This is a genomic window from Pseudaestuariivita atlantica (assembly GCF_001205715.1).
GTDB classification, from domain to species: Bacteria; Pseudomonadota; Alphaproteobacteria; order Rhodobacterales; family Rhodobacteraceae; genus Pseudaestuariivita; species Pseudaestuariivita atlantica.
The window spans coordinates 199,173-213,538 of record NZ_AQQZ01000002.1; the positions used below are offsets into that span (position 1 = coordinate 199,173).

The following is a 14,366-nucleotide window of genomic DNA, read 5'->3' on the forward strand; positions in this document are numbered from 1 at the left end:
GCTTGGGTCAGGCCCCGGCCGCTGCCTGCGGTTCGCGGTCGCGATCACCGCGATCGCTGTATTGCTGTTCGCGCGGCGGACGTCCGATCACGTCCTTCAGCTCGTCGAGTTCGATGAAGTTGTCGGCTTGACGGCGCAGTTCGTCCGCGATCATCGGCGGTTGCGACCGGATGGTCGACACGACCGAAACGCGCACGCCCTGGCGCTGCAGGCTTTCCACCAGCGGGCGGAAATCCCCGTCGCCCGAAAACAGCACGATATGATCGACCCGCGGTGCCAGCTCCATGGCATCGACCGTAAGCTCGATATCCATGTTGCCCTTGACCTTCCGGCGGCCCTGGCTGTCGGTGTATTCCTTGGCCGGCTTCGTCACCATGGTGAAGCCGTTGTAGTGCAGCCAGTCCACGAGGGGACGGATCGGTGAATACTCGTCGTTTTCGAGAAGCGCGGTGTAGTAGAAGGCGCGCAGCATCTTGCCGCGGCGCACGAACTCCTGACGCAGTAGCTTGTAGTCGATATCAAACCCGAGCGCCTTGGCCGCGGCGTACAGGTTCGACCCATCGATGAACAGCGCGAGCCGTTCGTCTTTGTAAAACATCAAATGTCCTTCCGAAATGGAGTCCCGCCTGTCCGTGAGTGAGTGTGAAAAGTCGGCGGTCCTCAGCAGAAGCTAGGGCTTGGTATAAATCCTCGCAAGATACAATACACATCAAAAGGGTAACCGAGGGTTGAGCATGGATCAAGAATTCCTCATCGCGCTGGGGTCCAACCTGCCGAATGGCGCCGAAAATTCAGTGGAAATCTGCGCATCCGCCCTTGAAAGGCTGGCCGGATCGGGTGTGCGGCTGACGGCGATCAGCCGGTTCTACCGCACGCCGGCTTTCCCCGCAGGTGCCGGGCCTGATTACATAAATGCAACATGCTCGGGCATGTGGTCAGGCGACGCGCGATCGTTGCTGGACGTGTTGCACCGGATCGAGGCGGATCACGACCGCGAACGCCTTGCCCGCTGGGGTGCACGCACGCTGGACCTTGATTTGTTGACGTTGGGTCACGAAGTCGTGCCGGATTCCGCTGTCGTGGGCCGCTGGATGCAAATTCCGCCCGCCGAACAGCCGAATCACACGCCGGATCACCTGATCCTGCCGCATCCCCGCCTGCACGAGCGCGCCTTCGTGGTGGTTCCCTTGATGGATATTGCCGCTGATTGGCGTCATCCCGTGCTGGATATCACCGTTTCCCAGATGGCGGGGCGGCTCGATCCCGACGACAAATCACAAGTTGTTCCCCTGTGACGGATCACGCGGGTTTGGCTTGTAAATCCGCAGATATGGTTCTATCTGACACCTCTCACCCCGAGGAGCGAACAGGAGTTTCCCGATGGCCCGTGTGACGGTCGAAGATTGCGTTGACAAAGTGCCGAACCGGTTCGAGCTGGTCATGCTTGCCGCGCACCGCGCGCGCGAGATTTCCGCGGGTGCCCCGATCACCGTCGAGCGTGACAACGACAAGAACCCCGTCGTGTCCCTGCGCGAGATCGCGGAAGAGACCCAGTCGGTCGAGGAACTGCGCGAACGCCTGATCGAGTCGAACCAGACCCAGATCGAGGTGGACGAGCCCGAAGAGGACTCGATGGCGCTGCTCATGGGCTCGGAACCGGACAAGCCGGCCGAGGGCGACATGAGCGAGGAAAACCTGCTGCGCCAGCTGATGCAAGCGCAGGAACGGGGGTAAGCGGGGCCGCGACGCACGCCCCGCTTTTGGCGTGAGGGCCAGGGCGGATGATCTCGGTCGATGACCTCCTTGCTCTGGTTCGCACCTATAACCCCAAGACGAACGCGACCCTGATCGCGGACGCCTACGCCTATGGCAAAGAGATGCACGAAGGGCAGTTCCGCCAGTCGGGCGAGCCCTATTTCACGCATCCGGTCGCCGTCGCCGCGATCCTGACCCAGCAGCATCTTGACGACGCGACGATCATCACCGCGCTTCTGCACGACACGATCGAGGACACGCGCTCGACCTATTCCGAGATCGCCGACCGGTTCGGGTCGGAAATCGCCGACCTCGTGGATGGTGTCACCAAGCTGACCAACCTGCAGCTGTCGTCGTCCGAGACGAAGCAGGCCGAGAACTTCCGCAAGCTGTTCATCGCCATGTCCAAGGACATGCGCGTGATCCTCGTGAAGCTGGCCGACCGGCTGCACAACATGCGCACGATCCGCGCGATGCGGCCCGAGAAGCAGGCCCAGAAGGCGCGCGAGACGATGGAGATCTACGCGCCCCTTGCCGGTCGCATGGGTATGCAGTGGATGCGCGAAGAGCTGGAGGATCTCAGCTTCCGCGTCATGAACCCCGAGGCGCGCAATTCGATCATCCGCCGCTTCATCACGCTTCAGCGCGAAACCGGCGACGTGATGCAGAAGATCACCGGTGACATGCGCGCCGAACTGGAAAAGGCGGGCATCGAGGCCGAGGTGTTCGGCCGCGCCAAGAAACCCTATTCCATCTGGCGCAAGATGGAGGAGAAGGGCCTTGGCTTCTCCCGCCTCAGCGACATCTACGGGTTCCGCATCATCACCGAGACGGAAGAAGACTGCTACCAGGTGCTGGGCACGATCCACCGCCGCTGGCGCGCGGTGCCCGGTCGGTTCAAGGATTATATCAGCCAGCCCAAGTCGAACGGCTACCGCTCGATCCACACCACGGTGTCGGGCCGGGACGGCAAGCGGGTCGAGGTGCAGATCCGCACCCGCCAGATGCACGACGTGGCCGAAACCGGCGTGGCGGCGCACTGGTCGTACCGCGATGGCGTCCGGTCCGAGAACCCGTTCGCCGTCGATCCCGCCAAGTGGATCGCACAGCTGACCGAGACCTTCGATCCCGAGGACGATCACGAGGAATTCCTCGAAGCCGTGAAGCTCGAGATGTATTCCGACCAGGTGTTCTGCTTCACGCCCAAGGGCGACGTTGTGAAACTGCCGCGCGGGGCGACGCCTCTCGACTTTGCCTATGCCATCCACACCCGGATCGGCGCGGGCTGTGTGGGGGGCAAGATCGACGGCATCCGCGTGCCCTTGTGGACGCGGATCAAGAACGGGCAGTCGGTGCAGATCATCACCGCCGACGGGCAGGTGCCTCAGGCCACGTGGCTCGACATCGCGACCACCGGCAAGGCGCGCTCGGCCATCCGCAAGGCGCTGCGCGAGGTGGACCGCGAGAAATTCGCCAAGCTGGGGCGCGAGGTCGTCCGCTCGGCCTTCCAGAACATCAACAAGAAGCTGACCGACAAGGTGCTGCAAACCGCCGCGCGGACCTTGCGGATCAAGGAGATCGACGACCTCCTTGGTCGCGTCGGATCGGGCGAGTTGACGGCGGCGCAGATCGTCGCCGCCGTATATCCCGAACTTGTCGCCGAGGCGGGTGAAGAGATCGCGGCCAGCCGCGCGGTCATCGGGCTTGAACCGGGCCAGGCGTTCGAACGGGCCGATTGCTGCCAGCCTCTGCCCGGCGAACGGATCGTCGGCATCACCGTGCGCGGGCGGGGCGTTGTCGTGCATGCCATCGACTGCGACACGCTGGAACGGTTCGACGACCAGCCGTCGCGCTGGCTGGACCTGCACTGGCAGGAAGGCCGGCACCCGGCGATCTATTCCGTCACGCTCGACCTGGTGATCGGCAACGATGCCGGCGTCCTGGGACGCGTTTGCACATTGATCGGCGAGCGGATGGCGAATATCTCGGACTTGCAATTCGTAGACCGCAAACCCGATTTCTTCCGCCTGATGATGACCGTCGAACTCAGCGACGCCCAGCATCTCCATTCCCTGATCTCGACGCTCGAGGCCGAGGACCACGTGGCAGAGATCGGCCGCCATCGCGATCCGGGCCGGATTCTGCCCGGCGCGGCGGCCTGACGCGCACAGGAAGGGAGCAAGACCACGCATGGTGTTCAAGCGCCGCGACAGGAAAAGCTGGGGCCGCTGGGCTCTTGAGCTGATCTGGCCCAAGGGCGGCTGGACCCGCGCGGCGCAATACGTCAAGCACCGTCTCCGCCGTCTGCCTGACAGCCCCGAACGCATCAGCCGTGGCATCTGGGCGGGCCTGTTCACGACCTTCACGCCGTTCTATGGCCTGCATTTCATCGTCGCGGGTGCCATCGCCATGGTGATGCGCGGCAATATCCTTGCCGCGATGCTGGCGACGTTCTTCGGCAACCCGCTGACCTATGTCCCGATCGGCGTCATCTCGTTGCACACGGGCTATGCGCTTCTGGGCATCCGGCCCGAGGACCGGATCGATGGATCGATCGGCCGCAAGTTCGTCAAGGCGGGTGAGGACCTCTGGCACAACATCACGGCACCCTTCACGGACGCGACCGCGGACTGGACAGCCCTGGGCGTGTTCTACCAGGAGGTCTTCTTTCCCTACCTCATCGGGGGCATCCTGCCGGGGATCGTCGTGGCCACGATCGGCTATTACCTGTCGATCCCCGTGATCCGGGCCTACAAGAAACGCCGCAAGGGGCTGTTGAAGGAGAAATTCGAAGCCCTGCGCGAACGCCGCGCCGCCGCCAAGGCCGAAGCAGAGGCCGCCAAGGCCAAGGCAGAGGGCGAACGGTCCGACAGGTGAACCACCCGATTTTGAAAACCGCGGGCGCGGTCTACACTCTGGCCTGACCCGCGATAGGAGAACCAGCATGCAGCCCGTCGGCCCCCTGCGCCTTGGCGTCAACATCGATCACGTCGCGACCGTCCGCAACGCGCGCGGCGGTGCCGTTCCCGATCCGACCCGCGCAGCGATCATGGCGCAGGAGGCGGGCGCCGACGGTATTACCGCCCACCTGCGCGAAGACCGCCGCCACATCCGCGACGCCGATATCGAGGCGCTGATGGACGCGCTGACCGTGCCGCTGAATTTCGAGATGGCCGCGACGCCCGAGATGCAGGAGATCGCCTTGCGCCACGTGCCGCACGCGGTCTGCATTGTGCCCGAAAAGCGCGAGGAACGGACGACCGAAGGCGGGCTCGACGTCGTGCGCGACGACAATCGCCTTGCGCATTACATTGCACCCCTGCGGGAGGCTGGCTGCCGGGTGTCGATCTTCATCGCCGCCGACCGCGACCAGATCACCGCCGCGCATCGCATCGGTGCGCAGGTGATCGAGTTGCATACCGGCGCCTATTGCGATGCCTTTGCCGAGGGCGACATGGCCAAACGCGACGCCGAACTCGCCGCGATGGTCGACATGGCGGCCTATGCCCACGACCTAGGGCTCGAAGTTCATGCGGGCCACGGGCTGACCTATGACGATGTCGGCCCGGTCGCCGCGATCCCGCAGGTGGTGGAGCTGAACATCGGGCATTTCCTGATCGGCGAGGCGATCTTCCGCGGCCTTGGCCCCGCGATCTCCCAGATGCGAGAGGCCATGGACGCCGCGCGCGCGGGCTAGACGGGGAACCGCCGGGGACGTCCGGGGTTGTGACAGCACAACTCTCGAAGGAACATCCCATGCGCAACATCATCTATCTGGTCGGCCTGGTCGTAATCGTCCTGGCCATCCTTCAGTTCGTTCTCTGAACATGACCGCGGGTGTAGGAGCGCCGCTGCTGCACCCGCCTCCCCACCCGTTTACGGGCCGGGCGCAGACCGATATGCTTGGGCCATGTTTCTTCCGAAGAGTCCCTTTTCCATGAAGTACGCGTTCAAGATCGGGGCGGTTGCCCTCCTTTCATACGTACCGTTCGCCACCCATGCGCAGGTCATTCAGGATTGCCTTTGGGAAGGCACCGCGCAGGCCATCGTCGAACCGTGGGAGGAACACACCCGCACCTTCGCCAACGGCCAGACGCGGCTGACGCTGCTTGACCGGATCGAACCGGCGGCGGGCGCGTTCCACCTGCACCTTTTGTCGCCGCCACGCGACGAACTGGGCAGCCGGCAATGCCGGATTATCAGCCATACATGGTCGACCGGTTTCGCGGGCGTCTACTGGGACGCGATGCAGACGGGATATGATCCGGCGGTCGGCCTTCTGTTCGACGTGCCGGTGCAGGTCTACAACCCGGCGACCGCGATGTTCGACAACATGATGCTGTCCTTCACGCTCAACCAGTCGACCGGTGAGATCGACACCGTGCTGAACCCGCCTGACTGATCATGCGTCTGCGGGTCCGTCCATGATCCTCGGCATCGGCACCGACCTTGCCAATATCGACCGGATCGCGCGCACGCTCGACCGGTTCGGGGACCGCTTCCGCAACCGCGTCTTTACCGAGGTCGAGCAGCGCAAGGCCGAACGCCGCGCCGACACGCCCGGCACCTATGCCAAGCGCTGGGCCGCGAAAGAGGCCTGCTCCAAGGCGCTGGGCACCGGGTTGCGCATGGGGATCGCGTGGAAGGACATGGCCGTCAGCAACCTGTCCACCGGCCAGCCGGTGATGCACCTGACGGGCTGGGCCGCCGAGCGGTTGGAACAGATGACGCCGCCGGGGCACGAGGCTATCGTGCATGTCACATTGACCGACGATCACCCGTGGGCGCAGGCCTTCGTGCTGATCGAGGCCCGGCCCGTGACGGAGTGACCCATGATCGAACATCCCCCCAAGCTGACCCTGCGCGAAGACTGGCCGCGCCCGACGCCGGCGCAGATCGCCGCCTTCGAAAGCGTGCCCGCCAGCATCGTGTCCGACGCGATGATGGGGCGGGGCGTGCTTGACGGGGCGATCAGCCCGGTCCTGGTCGAGGATCACGTGCCGCGCCATGTGGTGGGGGCCGCGCTGCCCGCCGAAAACCCGCCCGGCGCCATCGTCGCGACGCTGGCCGCGCTGGCCTGCGCGCAACCGGGCGACGTTCTGGTGATCTCGGTCTCGGGCGGGCAGGGCATGGCCGCCGTAGGGGACAGGGTGGCGGGCATGTTCCGCAACGCGGGCGGTGTCGGGATCGTGACGGACGGGCCGGTGCGGGATGCGGATGGGCTGGCCGAAGTCGGCCTGCCGGTCTGGGCCACCGGGCTGACACCCGCCACGCCCCACGACAACGGACCGGGCCGCACCGGCCTGCCGATGACCATGGCGGGCCAGCGCATCGGGCCCGGCGATCTCGTGGTTGCCGACCGCGACGGCGTCGTGATCGTGCCGTTCGAGGAAATAGACGCCGTCGCCGTGCGGGTGAAAGAGGTTCGGGCGCTCGAAGACGCGCTCGATGCCCGCGTGCGCGACGAAGGGCTGACCGTGCCCGAGGGCATCGCCGAATTCCTGCGCTCGGATGACGTCAAACGGGTGTGACCATTGACACCCGCACCCGCCCCGGCGATGTAGCGCGCATTATTTGACAAAGGGGCACGCCATGGCCAAGGCCGAGCAGAAAAAGGGCAATGCCGTTATCGAGACGATCAAGACGATCGTCTACGCGTTGCTGATCGCGGGCGTGTTCCGGTCGCTTTTCTACCAGCCGTTCTGGATCCCGTCGGGGTCGATGAAGGACACGCTGCTGATCGGTGACTTCCTGTTCGTGAACAAGATGGCCTATGGCTACAGCTATGCCTCTTGCCCGTCGGTCATCATCCCCCGCTTCGGCATCAATATCGATGCCGAGGACATCTGCGGCTTTCTCAAGAAGGACGATGGCGGGCGCTACTGGGGCGGTGAGCCCGAGCGCGGCGATGTCGTTGTCTTCCGCCACCCCGTCACCGGCCGCGACTTCATCAAGCGCCTGATCGGGTTGCCGGGAGAGACGGTGCAGGTGAATGACGGGGTCGTGTCGATCAACGGCACCCCGGTCGAGGTCAGTCCGGATGGCACCTTCGTCGAACCGCGCATCATCTCGCGCCGCACGGGACAGGCCTGTGCCAACGGTCCCGTGGGCGAAGGCGCGGATTGCATCAAGGAAAAGTTCATCGAAACGCTGCCCGGCGGGCACACCCATTCGATCCTGAACGTGCGCACACAGCCCTCGGACAACACGCCCGTCTACACTATCCCCGAAGGCATGTATTTCTTCATGGGCGACAACCGCGACAACTCGTCCGACAGCCGCGTGCCGCAGCAGTTCGGTGGCGTGGGCTACGTGCCTTACGAAAACCTCGTCGGCCGCGCTGAACGCGTGATGTTCTCGTCTGCGGGCGCGTCGATGCTGTTCTTCTGGACCTGGCGGGGTGACCGGTTCTTCAAGAGGATCGAGTGAAGCTGTCGGCAGAGACACGCGCCTTCGAGGACCGCCTTGGCCACCGGTTCGCCGATCCCGCGCTACTGGTCCGGGCGCTGACGCATTCCTCGGTCGGCTCCCCGACCCGCGGCGATTACCAGCGTCTGGAATTCCTCGGTGACCGCGTGCTGGGCCTCGTCATGGCCGAAGCGCTGCTGGAGGCCGACCCGGACGCCACCGAAGGCCAGCTTGCCCCGCGTTTCAACGCGCTCGTGCGGAAAGAGACCTGCGCCGCCGTCGCGCGCGAGATCGACCTTGGTGCCGCGCTCAAACTCGGCCGGTCCGAGATGATGACCGGCGGGCGGCGCAAGCAGGCGCTTCTGGGCGATGCGATGGAGGCGGTGATCGCGGCGGTCTATCGCGATGCGGGCTTTGCCGCGGCGCAGGCGCTGATCCTGCGGCTGTGGGGAGGTCGGATCCTGTCGGTGGAAGCGGACGCGCGCGATGCCAAGACCGCGCTTCAGGAATGGGCGCAGGCCCGCAAGCTGCCGCCTCCCGATTACGTGGATGTCGGTCGGGATGGCCCCGATCATGCGCCGCTGTTTACGGTCGAGGCGCGGCTGGCCTCTGGTCAGGCGGCGCAGGCGCAGGCACGGTCCAAGCGGGACGCGCAGCAACTTGCCGCAAAAGCGCTTCTGGCCGCAGTCGAGGCCTGAGACAGTCTTCAGAAAGTGGGCAGGTAGGCCAGTACGCCGGCCGCGGCCTGTGTTGCGTTCAGCGCGATCACCGCAGCGGTGGACGCGATCACGTGGCATGCCGCGCGGTGCTGATGCGCGGGCAGTCCCAGTTCCTTGCGCAGGCGGGCGAGTTCGACGCGCTCGGCTTCGGTCACGAAGCCGTGGCGCAGAACCTCGTCGCTGATCTCGGCGCGCTGATCGGCGCACATGCGCAGCGCGGCACGCCGCGTCGGGCGGGGCCGGCGGCGACCCGATGGCCGGGGGCGTTGCGGGCAGGGCGCGGCGGGCGGTTCGAGGATCGCACGGAACGTGTCCCGGTCGACCACCATATGCGGTTCGAGCCAGCCAACAGCGGTGACCGGCACGGTTTCCATGATGATGAGGATGGCGCGGGCGAGCTCTGCTTCACTCTCCGCGACCAGGTCGAAAAAGCCGGTGCCGGAACGGCAGAGGGCGACAGCCATGCTGTCGCCCTCTTCGCGTGTCCCGCAGTCATTTTCGCGCGCATCCGGTCGCAGGTCTGTCCCGGTGGCGCGCATCATCGTTCGAGGATCGGGCGCGCACCAGGCATCGTGGTACAGTCGGGCGGTTTTAGTGAGTGTTTCGTTCTGCATGTGTCATCTCCCCAGATGTCACGAGCCTGCCTAGACACCGATTCGTGCAGTAATTTGTGCATAAGATGAAATTTTCGGCAGCAAGAACGCGGGTTTGAACATGTTTGGTCAAAATTACCCCGATCTTGACGGAATTGGTTCCGGATCCCGCGAAAAAGGCGAAATCAGGCCGAAATCGTGTCGGCTTTCCAAGTCTGGCAAAATCCGTTACCCCGCCGCATCGCCAAAGGAACGTACATGACAACCCGCGCCGGATTCGTTGCCCTGATCGGAGAGCCCAATGCGGGCAAGTCCACGCTCACCAACTGGATGGTGGGCGCGAAGGTGTCGATCGTGACCCACAAGGTGCAGACCACGCGCGCGCGCATCCGCGGCGTCGCGCTGGAAGGTGAGGCGCAGATCGTCTTCGTCGACACGCCCGGCCTGTTCGAACCGCGCCGCCGGCTCGACCGCGCGATGGTGGCCGCGGCGTGGGGCGGGGCCGCGGATGCCGACGTGGTCGTCCTGATGGTCGAAGCGCATCGCGGCGTGACCAGGGGGGTCGAGGCGATCCTCGAACGGCTGGCCGAGATCGGCAAGGGTCGCACCGTCGCGCTGGCCATCAACAAGATCGACCGCGTGAAGGCCGACACGTTGCTTGCGCTGTCGAAGGACCTCAACGACCGGTTCGACTTTGCCAACACCTTCATGATCTCGGCCGAGAAGGGGCATGGCGCCGCCGATCTCAAGGCATGGCTGGCCGAACAGATGCCGGAAGGCCCGTGGCTGTATCCCGAGGACCAGATCGCCGATCTGCCCCTGCGGATGATCGCGGCAGAGATGACCCGCGAAAAGCTGACGCTGCGCCTGCACCAGGAATTGCCGTACCAACTGACGGTCGAGACCGAAAGCTGGGAGGAACGGGACGATGGTTCGGCCCGCGTCGACCAGGTGATCTATGTCACGCGCGACGGGCACAAGGGCATCGTGCTGGGTCACAAGGGCGAAACGATCAAGGCCGTGTCCAAGGCCGCGCGCGAGGAGCTGTCCGAATTCCTTGGGCGCAAGGTGCACCTGTTCCTGCAGGTCAAGGTCCGGTCCGGCTGGCTGGAAGAGGCCGCGCGGTATTCCGAGATGGGCCTCGATTTCCGCGATGGCTCCTAGGCTGACCGCGCGTTTCTGGGTGGACGCCTACCTTGCGCGCCTGCGCCTGTCGGACATTCCTGCCTTCGTCACCGCCCATGGCGACGACACCGGCGGCGCGGTTCTGGTCAAACTCAACACACTTGATGGCAAGGCAGAGGCCTTCACGCGCAGTTTCGACCTCGCCACCGGCGACCGCGTCTGGGCCACGCTGGTCTCGGGCGACGAAGCGGAGGTCGACGACTCGATTCGCAAGCAGCGGCAGTTCGACCCCGACCTCTGGGTGATCGAGGTCGAAGACCGCGCCGGACGGCATCTTCTTGAGGCAGAAGGTCTGGAATAACTGACTTTGAGACGTTCGACATTTGTCACTCAGCGGAAATTTGCCGATAATCCAAGGATAATTTGTTCTGGGTACGATTCGTTATGGATGCATTGACCTCGATCTTTTCCGCCGCGCGCCTGACGGGCCGAATCGAATGCCTCGGCTCTTTCGCCCTGCCTTGGGGCGTCTTGTTCGAGGAAAAGCCGGATACCCCCTGCGCAACACTGCACCTCGTGGCCGATGGCGGATGCTGCCTGCGCTGCGGCGGGCACCTGCCCGAACGGCTGGCCTCGGGTGATCTTGTCCTGATCCCGTCGGGCGCGGCGCATATCCTGTCGGACCATCCCGAAAGCCGCGCGCTGACGCTGTCCCGCGCGCTCGACCGCAACGCCGCGCTGTTGCAGACCCATATGGGCCCGACCGCGACGGTGATGACGGTGTCCTATTCGCAGGACATGGTCGCGCCGGGTTCGATCCTCGCGGCGTTGCCCGAACCGATGATCCTGCGCGCCGACCAGATCGCGAAGAACCCGCAACTGCACCTGCTGGTCGAACTGATCCGGACCGAAGCGGCGGCGTCGGGGACCGGCGCGGGGCTGGTGCTGCCGCGTCTTCTCGACAGCCTGCTGGCGCTGACGCTGCGGGTCTGGGTCGAGGCGCATGGCACCGACCTGCCGCCGTCCTGGCTGAAGGGTCTGACCGATCCCGGCATCGCGCAGATGCTGGACGACATTCATGCCCATCCCGGCGACAACTGGACCCTGCGCACCATGTCGTTGAGCGCGGGGCTGGCGCGCGCCACCTTCGCGCGGCGGTTCGGAGAGATGGTGGGCCAGACGCCGATGGCGTACCTGAACCACTGGCGCATGATCCTTGCGGCGCACCGCATCAAGGATGGCGAGTTGAGCGTCGAGGCCGCCGCGCAGACCTATGGCTATTCCAGTGCTGCCGCCTTCTCCCGCGCGTTCCGCCGGGATTTCGGCATGGCCCCGTCACGCCTGCGCCGACCGGCACGGCCCGAGGCCGATCTCGCCACGGCGGATCTTCACGTTCTGCCCGTCGATCCGGCCCCTGCCGTGGCGGCCGACGACAGCGTCGTGATGACGCCGCCCGCCTTCATGACCCGGTCGACCGACGTCGCCTGATCGCGCCGCATGGCAGGGCTTGTCGCGCGCCGCGCTGCGGGCCATGTCTGAGACATGGAATGGCGCGATCAGGGGATATTGCTGGGGCTTCGGCGGCACGGCGAAAGCTCGGCCATCCTTGATGTCTTCACGCCCGACCACGGCCGCCATGCCGGGGTCCTGCGGGGCGCGACCAGCCGCAAGATCGCTCCGGTCCTGCAACCGGGTGCGCAGCTGGACGTGGCGTGGCGCGCGCGTCTCGAAGACCATATCGGCACCTACACGGTCGAACCCGTCCGGTCGCGTGCCGCGGCGGCGATGGGCCACCGGCTGGCGCTTGCCGGTCTGAACGCGGTTTGCGCGCTTCTGTCCTTCGCGCTGGCCGAACGCGAAGCGCACCCGGCGCTGTATGCGCGCACCGAACGCCTTCTGGACCTGCTCGACCAGCCCGACCTCTGGCCGCTGGCCTATCTGAAGTGGGAGGTTGCATTGCTGGAAGAGACGGGTTTCGCCCTTGATCTGGCGCGGTGCGCGGTGACCGGATCGAGCCGCGATCTCATCTATGTCTCCCCGCGCACGGGCCGGGCGGTGTCGGCATCGGGTGCCGGGGAATGGGCGTCGCGCCTTTTGCCGCTGCCGCCCATCCTGCGCGGCGACGGGGACGGCGAGGATGCCGAGGTGTTGCAGGCGTTCCAGGTCACCGGCCATTTCCTGACCAACGTTCTTGCGCACGACCTTGGCAACCGGCCCCTGCCCGAGGCGCGGGCGCGCTTCGTCAGCCACTTTGCCCGGCGGGTGGACGGGTTATGAGGAAGCGGTGCCCCGGCGGAGACATCTTTTACCGACCGGCAAAGCGGGGTAGTCAGGCGGCATGACCTGGACGCTTCCCAATATCCTGACCCTCCTGCGCCTCATCGCGGCGCCGGGCGTGGCGGTGATGTTTCTGTATTTCGCTCGGCCCATCGCGGATTGGTGCGCGCTGATCCTGTTCGTCGGCGCGGCGGTCACCGACTGGTTCGACGGCTACCTTGCCCGGTCGTGGAAGCAGGAAACCAAGCTGGGCGCGATGCTGGACCCGATTGCCGACAAGGCGATGGTGGTGATCGCGCTGATGGTGATCGTGGGCTATTCGTCCTATTCGCCATGGCTTGTCCTGCCGACAACCGTGATCCTGTTCCGCGAGGTGTTCGTGTCGGGCCTGCGCGAATACCTCGGCGACGTGGCGGGGACGCTCAAGGTGACGAAGCTCGCCAAGTGGAAGACGACCGTGCAGATGATCGCGATCGCGGTTCTGTTCCTGCAGGGCGTGTTCGAGCATTACGTGGGCATGAGCGTGTTCGGCATGGATGCCGCGATGGTCGACGCGATCCTGAACGGGGAAGAAGAGGACGTCCTTGGCCTGCAATGGAAGGTCGCGGGGATGCAATGGTCGGGTGACGTGGGGCTGACCCTGTTGTGGATCGCGGCCGCCCTGACCGCGATCACCGGGTATGATTACCTGCGCAAGGCGATCCCCCACCTGAAGGAGGGACGCTGATGGACGTGGTCTATTTCGCATGGGTGCGGGAGCGGATCGGCGTCCCGCGTGAAAGCGTCGAGACGCAAGCGGCCACGGTGGCCGATCTTGTCGCCGAACTGTCGGCACGGGACGCGCGGTATGCGGCGGCCTTTGCCGACTTGACCGCGGTGCGCGTCGCACTTGACCAGGACCTCGCGGATTTCGACGCCTCGCTTGCCGGTGTGCGGGAGGTTGCGTTCTTCCCGCCGATGACGGGCGGCTGATGCGCGTTGTCGTGCAGCCCGAGCCGTTCGACGCCGGCGCCGAGGCAAGTGCCTTTGCGGCGGGGCGCAGCGACATCGGTGCGGTCGTGACCTTCACCGGCGTCGTCCGGTCGCTTGAGGACGACCCGATCATGGCCATGGAAATCGAGCATTACCCCGGCATGACCGAACGCGCGATCACCGGCATCGTGCAGACGGCGATGGACCGCTGGGACCTTGCCGATGCGCTGGTCATCCACCGGTTCGGGCGGCTGGAGCCGGGCGCGCCGATCATGATGGTCGCAACCGCCGCTGCCCACCGCGCTGCGGCCTTCGAGGCGGCGGATTTCCTGATGGACTACCTCAAGTCCCGCGCGCCGTTCTGGAAGAAGGAACACCGCGCGGATGGCGGCGCGACGTGGGTTGCGGCGAAGGACGACGACGAGGCCGCCCTCGATCGCTGGTGAGCCGGCCGTGACCTGATCGAGCGCCTGCGGCGCGCTTTATCCTAGTGCGCGTGGCGGGCGGAGCGCCAATT

Annotated in this window: 19 protein-coding genes; 17 read left to right on the forward strand and 2 right to left on the reverse strand. The window is 65.4% G+C overall.

The window, feature by feature from the left end; translation table 11 throughout:
* Nucleotides 1–7 precede the first annotated feature (7 nt).
* The gene (locus tag ATO11_RS04420) at nt 8–598 is read right to left on the reverse strand and encodes a LabA-like NYN domain-containing protein (RefSeq protein WP_050529627.1); all 591 of its coding nucleotides are present in this window, start codon (nt 596–598) and stop codon (nt 8–10) included.
* A gap of 136 nt (nt 599–734) precedes the next feature.
* Here ATO11_RS04420 and folK point away from each other — a divergent pair, with 136 nt between their 5' ends.
* From folK to rnc, 10 genes are all read left to right on the forward strand, one after another.
* On the forward strand, nt 735–1,295 hold the full coding sequence (gene folK / locus ATO11_RS04425) for a 2-amino-4-hydroxy-6-hydroxymethyldihydropteridine diphosphokinase (protein WP_050529628.1): 561 nt from the start codon (nt 735–737) through the stop codon (nt 1,293–1,295).
* A gap of 85 nt (nt 1,296–1,380) precedes the next feature.
* Nucleotides 1,381–1,734 carry a DNA-directed RNA polymerase subunit omega gene (rpoZ, locus tag ATO11_RS04430; protein ID WP_050529629.1) on the forward strand — a complete coding sequence of 118 codons (354 nt, stop codon included), beginning with the start codon at nt 1,381–1,383 and terminating at the stop codon, nt 1,732–1,734.
* Nucleotides 1,735–1,781: 47 nt separating this feature from the next.
* The gene (locus tag ATO11_RS04435; RefSeq protein WP_050529630.1) at nt 1,782–3,917 is read left to right on the forward strand and encodes a RelA/SpoT family protein; all 2,136 of its coding nucleotides are present in this window, start codon (nt 1,782–1,784) and stop codon (nt 3,915–3,917) included.
* Nucleotides 3,918–3,945: 28 nt separating this feature from the next.
* Nucleotides 3,946–4,632: a DUF2062 domain-containing protein gene (locus tag ATO11_RS04440; protein WP_050529631.1), complete on the forward strand. Its 687-nt coding sequence runs from the start codon at nt 3,946–3,948 to the stop codon at nt 4,630–4,632.
* A 67-nt stretch (nt 4,633–4,699) separates the two neighbouring features.
* Nucleotides 4,700–5,452, forward strand: coding sequence for a pyridoxine 5'-phosphate synthase (locus ATO11_RS04445; protein ID WP_050529632.1), 753 nt, complete (start codon nt 4,700–4,702; stop codon nt 5,450–5,452).
* Between the two features lie 240 nt (nt 5,453–5,692).
* On the forward strand, nt 5,693–6,157 hold the full coding sequence (locus ATO11_RS04450) for a hypothetical protein (RefSeq protein ID WP_050529633.1): 465 nt from the start codon (nt 5,693–5,695) through the stop codon (nt 6,155–6,157).
* 22 nt (nt 6,158–6,179) lie between these two features.
* Nucleotides 6,180–6,584 carry a holo-ACP synthase gene (gene acpS / locus ATO11_RS04455; protein WP_050529634.1) on the forward strand — a complete coding sequence of 135 codons (405 nt, stop codon included), beginning with the start codon at nt 6,180–6,182 and terminating at the stop codon, nt 6,582–6,584.
* A gap of 3 nt (nt 6,585–6,587) precedes the next feature.
* Nucleotides 6,588–7,286: an RraA family protein gene (locus ATO11_RS04460; protein WP_050529635.1), complete on the forward strand. Its 699-nt coding sequence runs from the start codon at nt 6,588–6,590 to the stop codon at nt 7,284–7,286.
* A gap of 61 nt (nt 7,287–7,347) precedes the next feature.
* Nucleotides 7,348–8,184, forward strand: coding sequence for a signal peptidase I (gene lepB, locus ATO11_RS04465; RefSeq protein WP_050529636.1), 837 nt, complete (start codon nt 7,348–7,350; stop codon nt 8,182–8,184).
* Entirely contained in the window at nt 8,181–8,861 is a 681-nt protein-coding gene (gene rnc / locus ATO11_RS04470; protein ID WP_050529637.1) for a ribonuclease III, read from the forward strand. The genes lepB and rnc overlap by 4 nt, the downstream gene beginning before the upstream one ends.
* 8 nt (nt 8,862–8,869) lie before the next feature.
* Here the strand turns inward: rnc and ATO11_RS04475 are convergent, their stop codons facing one another.
* Nucleotides 8,870–9,496: a hypothetical protein gene (locus ATO11_RS04475; protein WP_134643067.1), complete on the reverse strand. Its 627-nt coding sequence runs from the start codon at nt 9,494–9,496 to the stop codon at nt 8,870–8,872.
* 237 nt (nt 9,497–9,733) lie between these two features.
* On the opposite strand from ATO11_RS04475, the gene era reads away from it, so the two are divergent.
* The 7 genes from era to ATO11_RS04510 all read left to right on the forward strand — a co-directional run bounded on the left by era (nt 9,734) and on the right by ATO11_RS04510 (nt 14,295).
* Complete coding sequence (era, locus tag ATO11_RS04480; protein ID WP_050529639.1) at nt 9,734–10,639, forward strand: GTPase Era; 906 nt, start codon at nt 9,734–9,736, stop codon at nt 10,637–10,639.
* On the forward strand, nt 10,629–10,961 hold the full coding sequence (locus ATO11_RS04485) for a DUF1491 family protein (protein WP_050529640.1): 333 nt from the start codon (nt 10,629–10,631) through the stop codon (nt 10,959–10,961). Before era ends, ATO11_RS04485 begins: the two co-directional genes overlap by 11 nt.
* Before the next feature lie 83 nt (nt 10,962–11,044).
* Nucleotides 11,045–12,088, forward strand: coding sequence for an AraC family transcriptional regulator (locus ATO11_RS04490; RefSeq protein ID WP_050529641.1), 1,044 nt, complete (start codon nt 11,045–11,047; stop codon nt 12,086–12,088).
* Nucleotides 12,089–12,142: 54 nt separating this feature from the next.
* Complete coding sequence (gene recO / locus ATO11_RS04495; RefSeq protein ID WP_050529642.1) at nt 12,143–12,877, forward strand: DNA repair protein RecO; 735 nt, start codon at nt 12,143–12,145, stop codon at nt 12,875–12,877.
* A gap of 61 nt (nt 12,878–12,938) precedes the next feature.
* On the forward strand, nt 12,939–13,604 hold the full coding sequence (gene pgsA / locus ATO11_RS04500) for a CDP-diacylglycerol--glycerol-3-phosphate 3-phosphatidyltransferase (RefSeq protein ID WP_050529643.1): 666 nt from the start codon (nt 12,939–12,941) through the stop codon (nt 13,602–13,604).
* Nucleotides 13,604–13,849 (forward strand): molybdopterin converting factor subunit 1, encoded by a 246-nt coding sequence (moaD, locus tag ATO11_RS04505; protein ID WP_050529644.1) that lies wholly within the window; start codon nt 13,604–13,606, stop codon nt 13,847–13,849. Before pgsA ends, moaD begins: the two co-directional genes overlap by 1 nt.
* Nucleotides 13,849–14,295 carry a molybdenum cofactor biosynthesis protein MoaE gene (locus ATO11_RS04510; RefSeq protein ID WP_050529645.1) on the forward strand — a complete coding sequence of 149 codons (447 nt, stop codon included), beginning with the start codon at nt 13,849–13,851 and terminating at the stop codon, nt 14,293–14,295. Before moaD ends, ATO11_RS04510 begins: the two co-directional genes overlap by 1 nt.
* Nucleotides 14,296–14,366 lie beyond the last annotated feature (71 nt).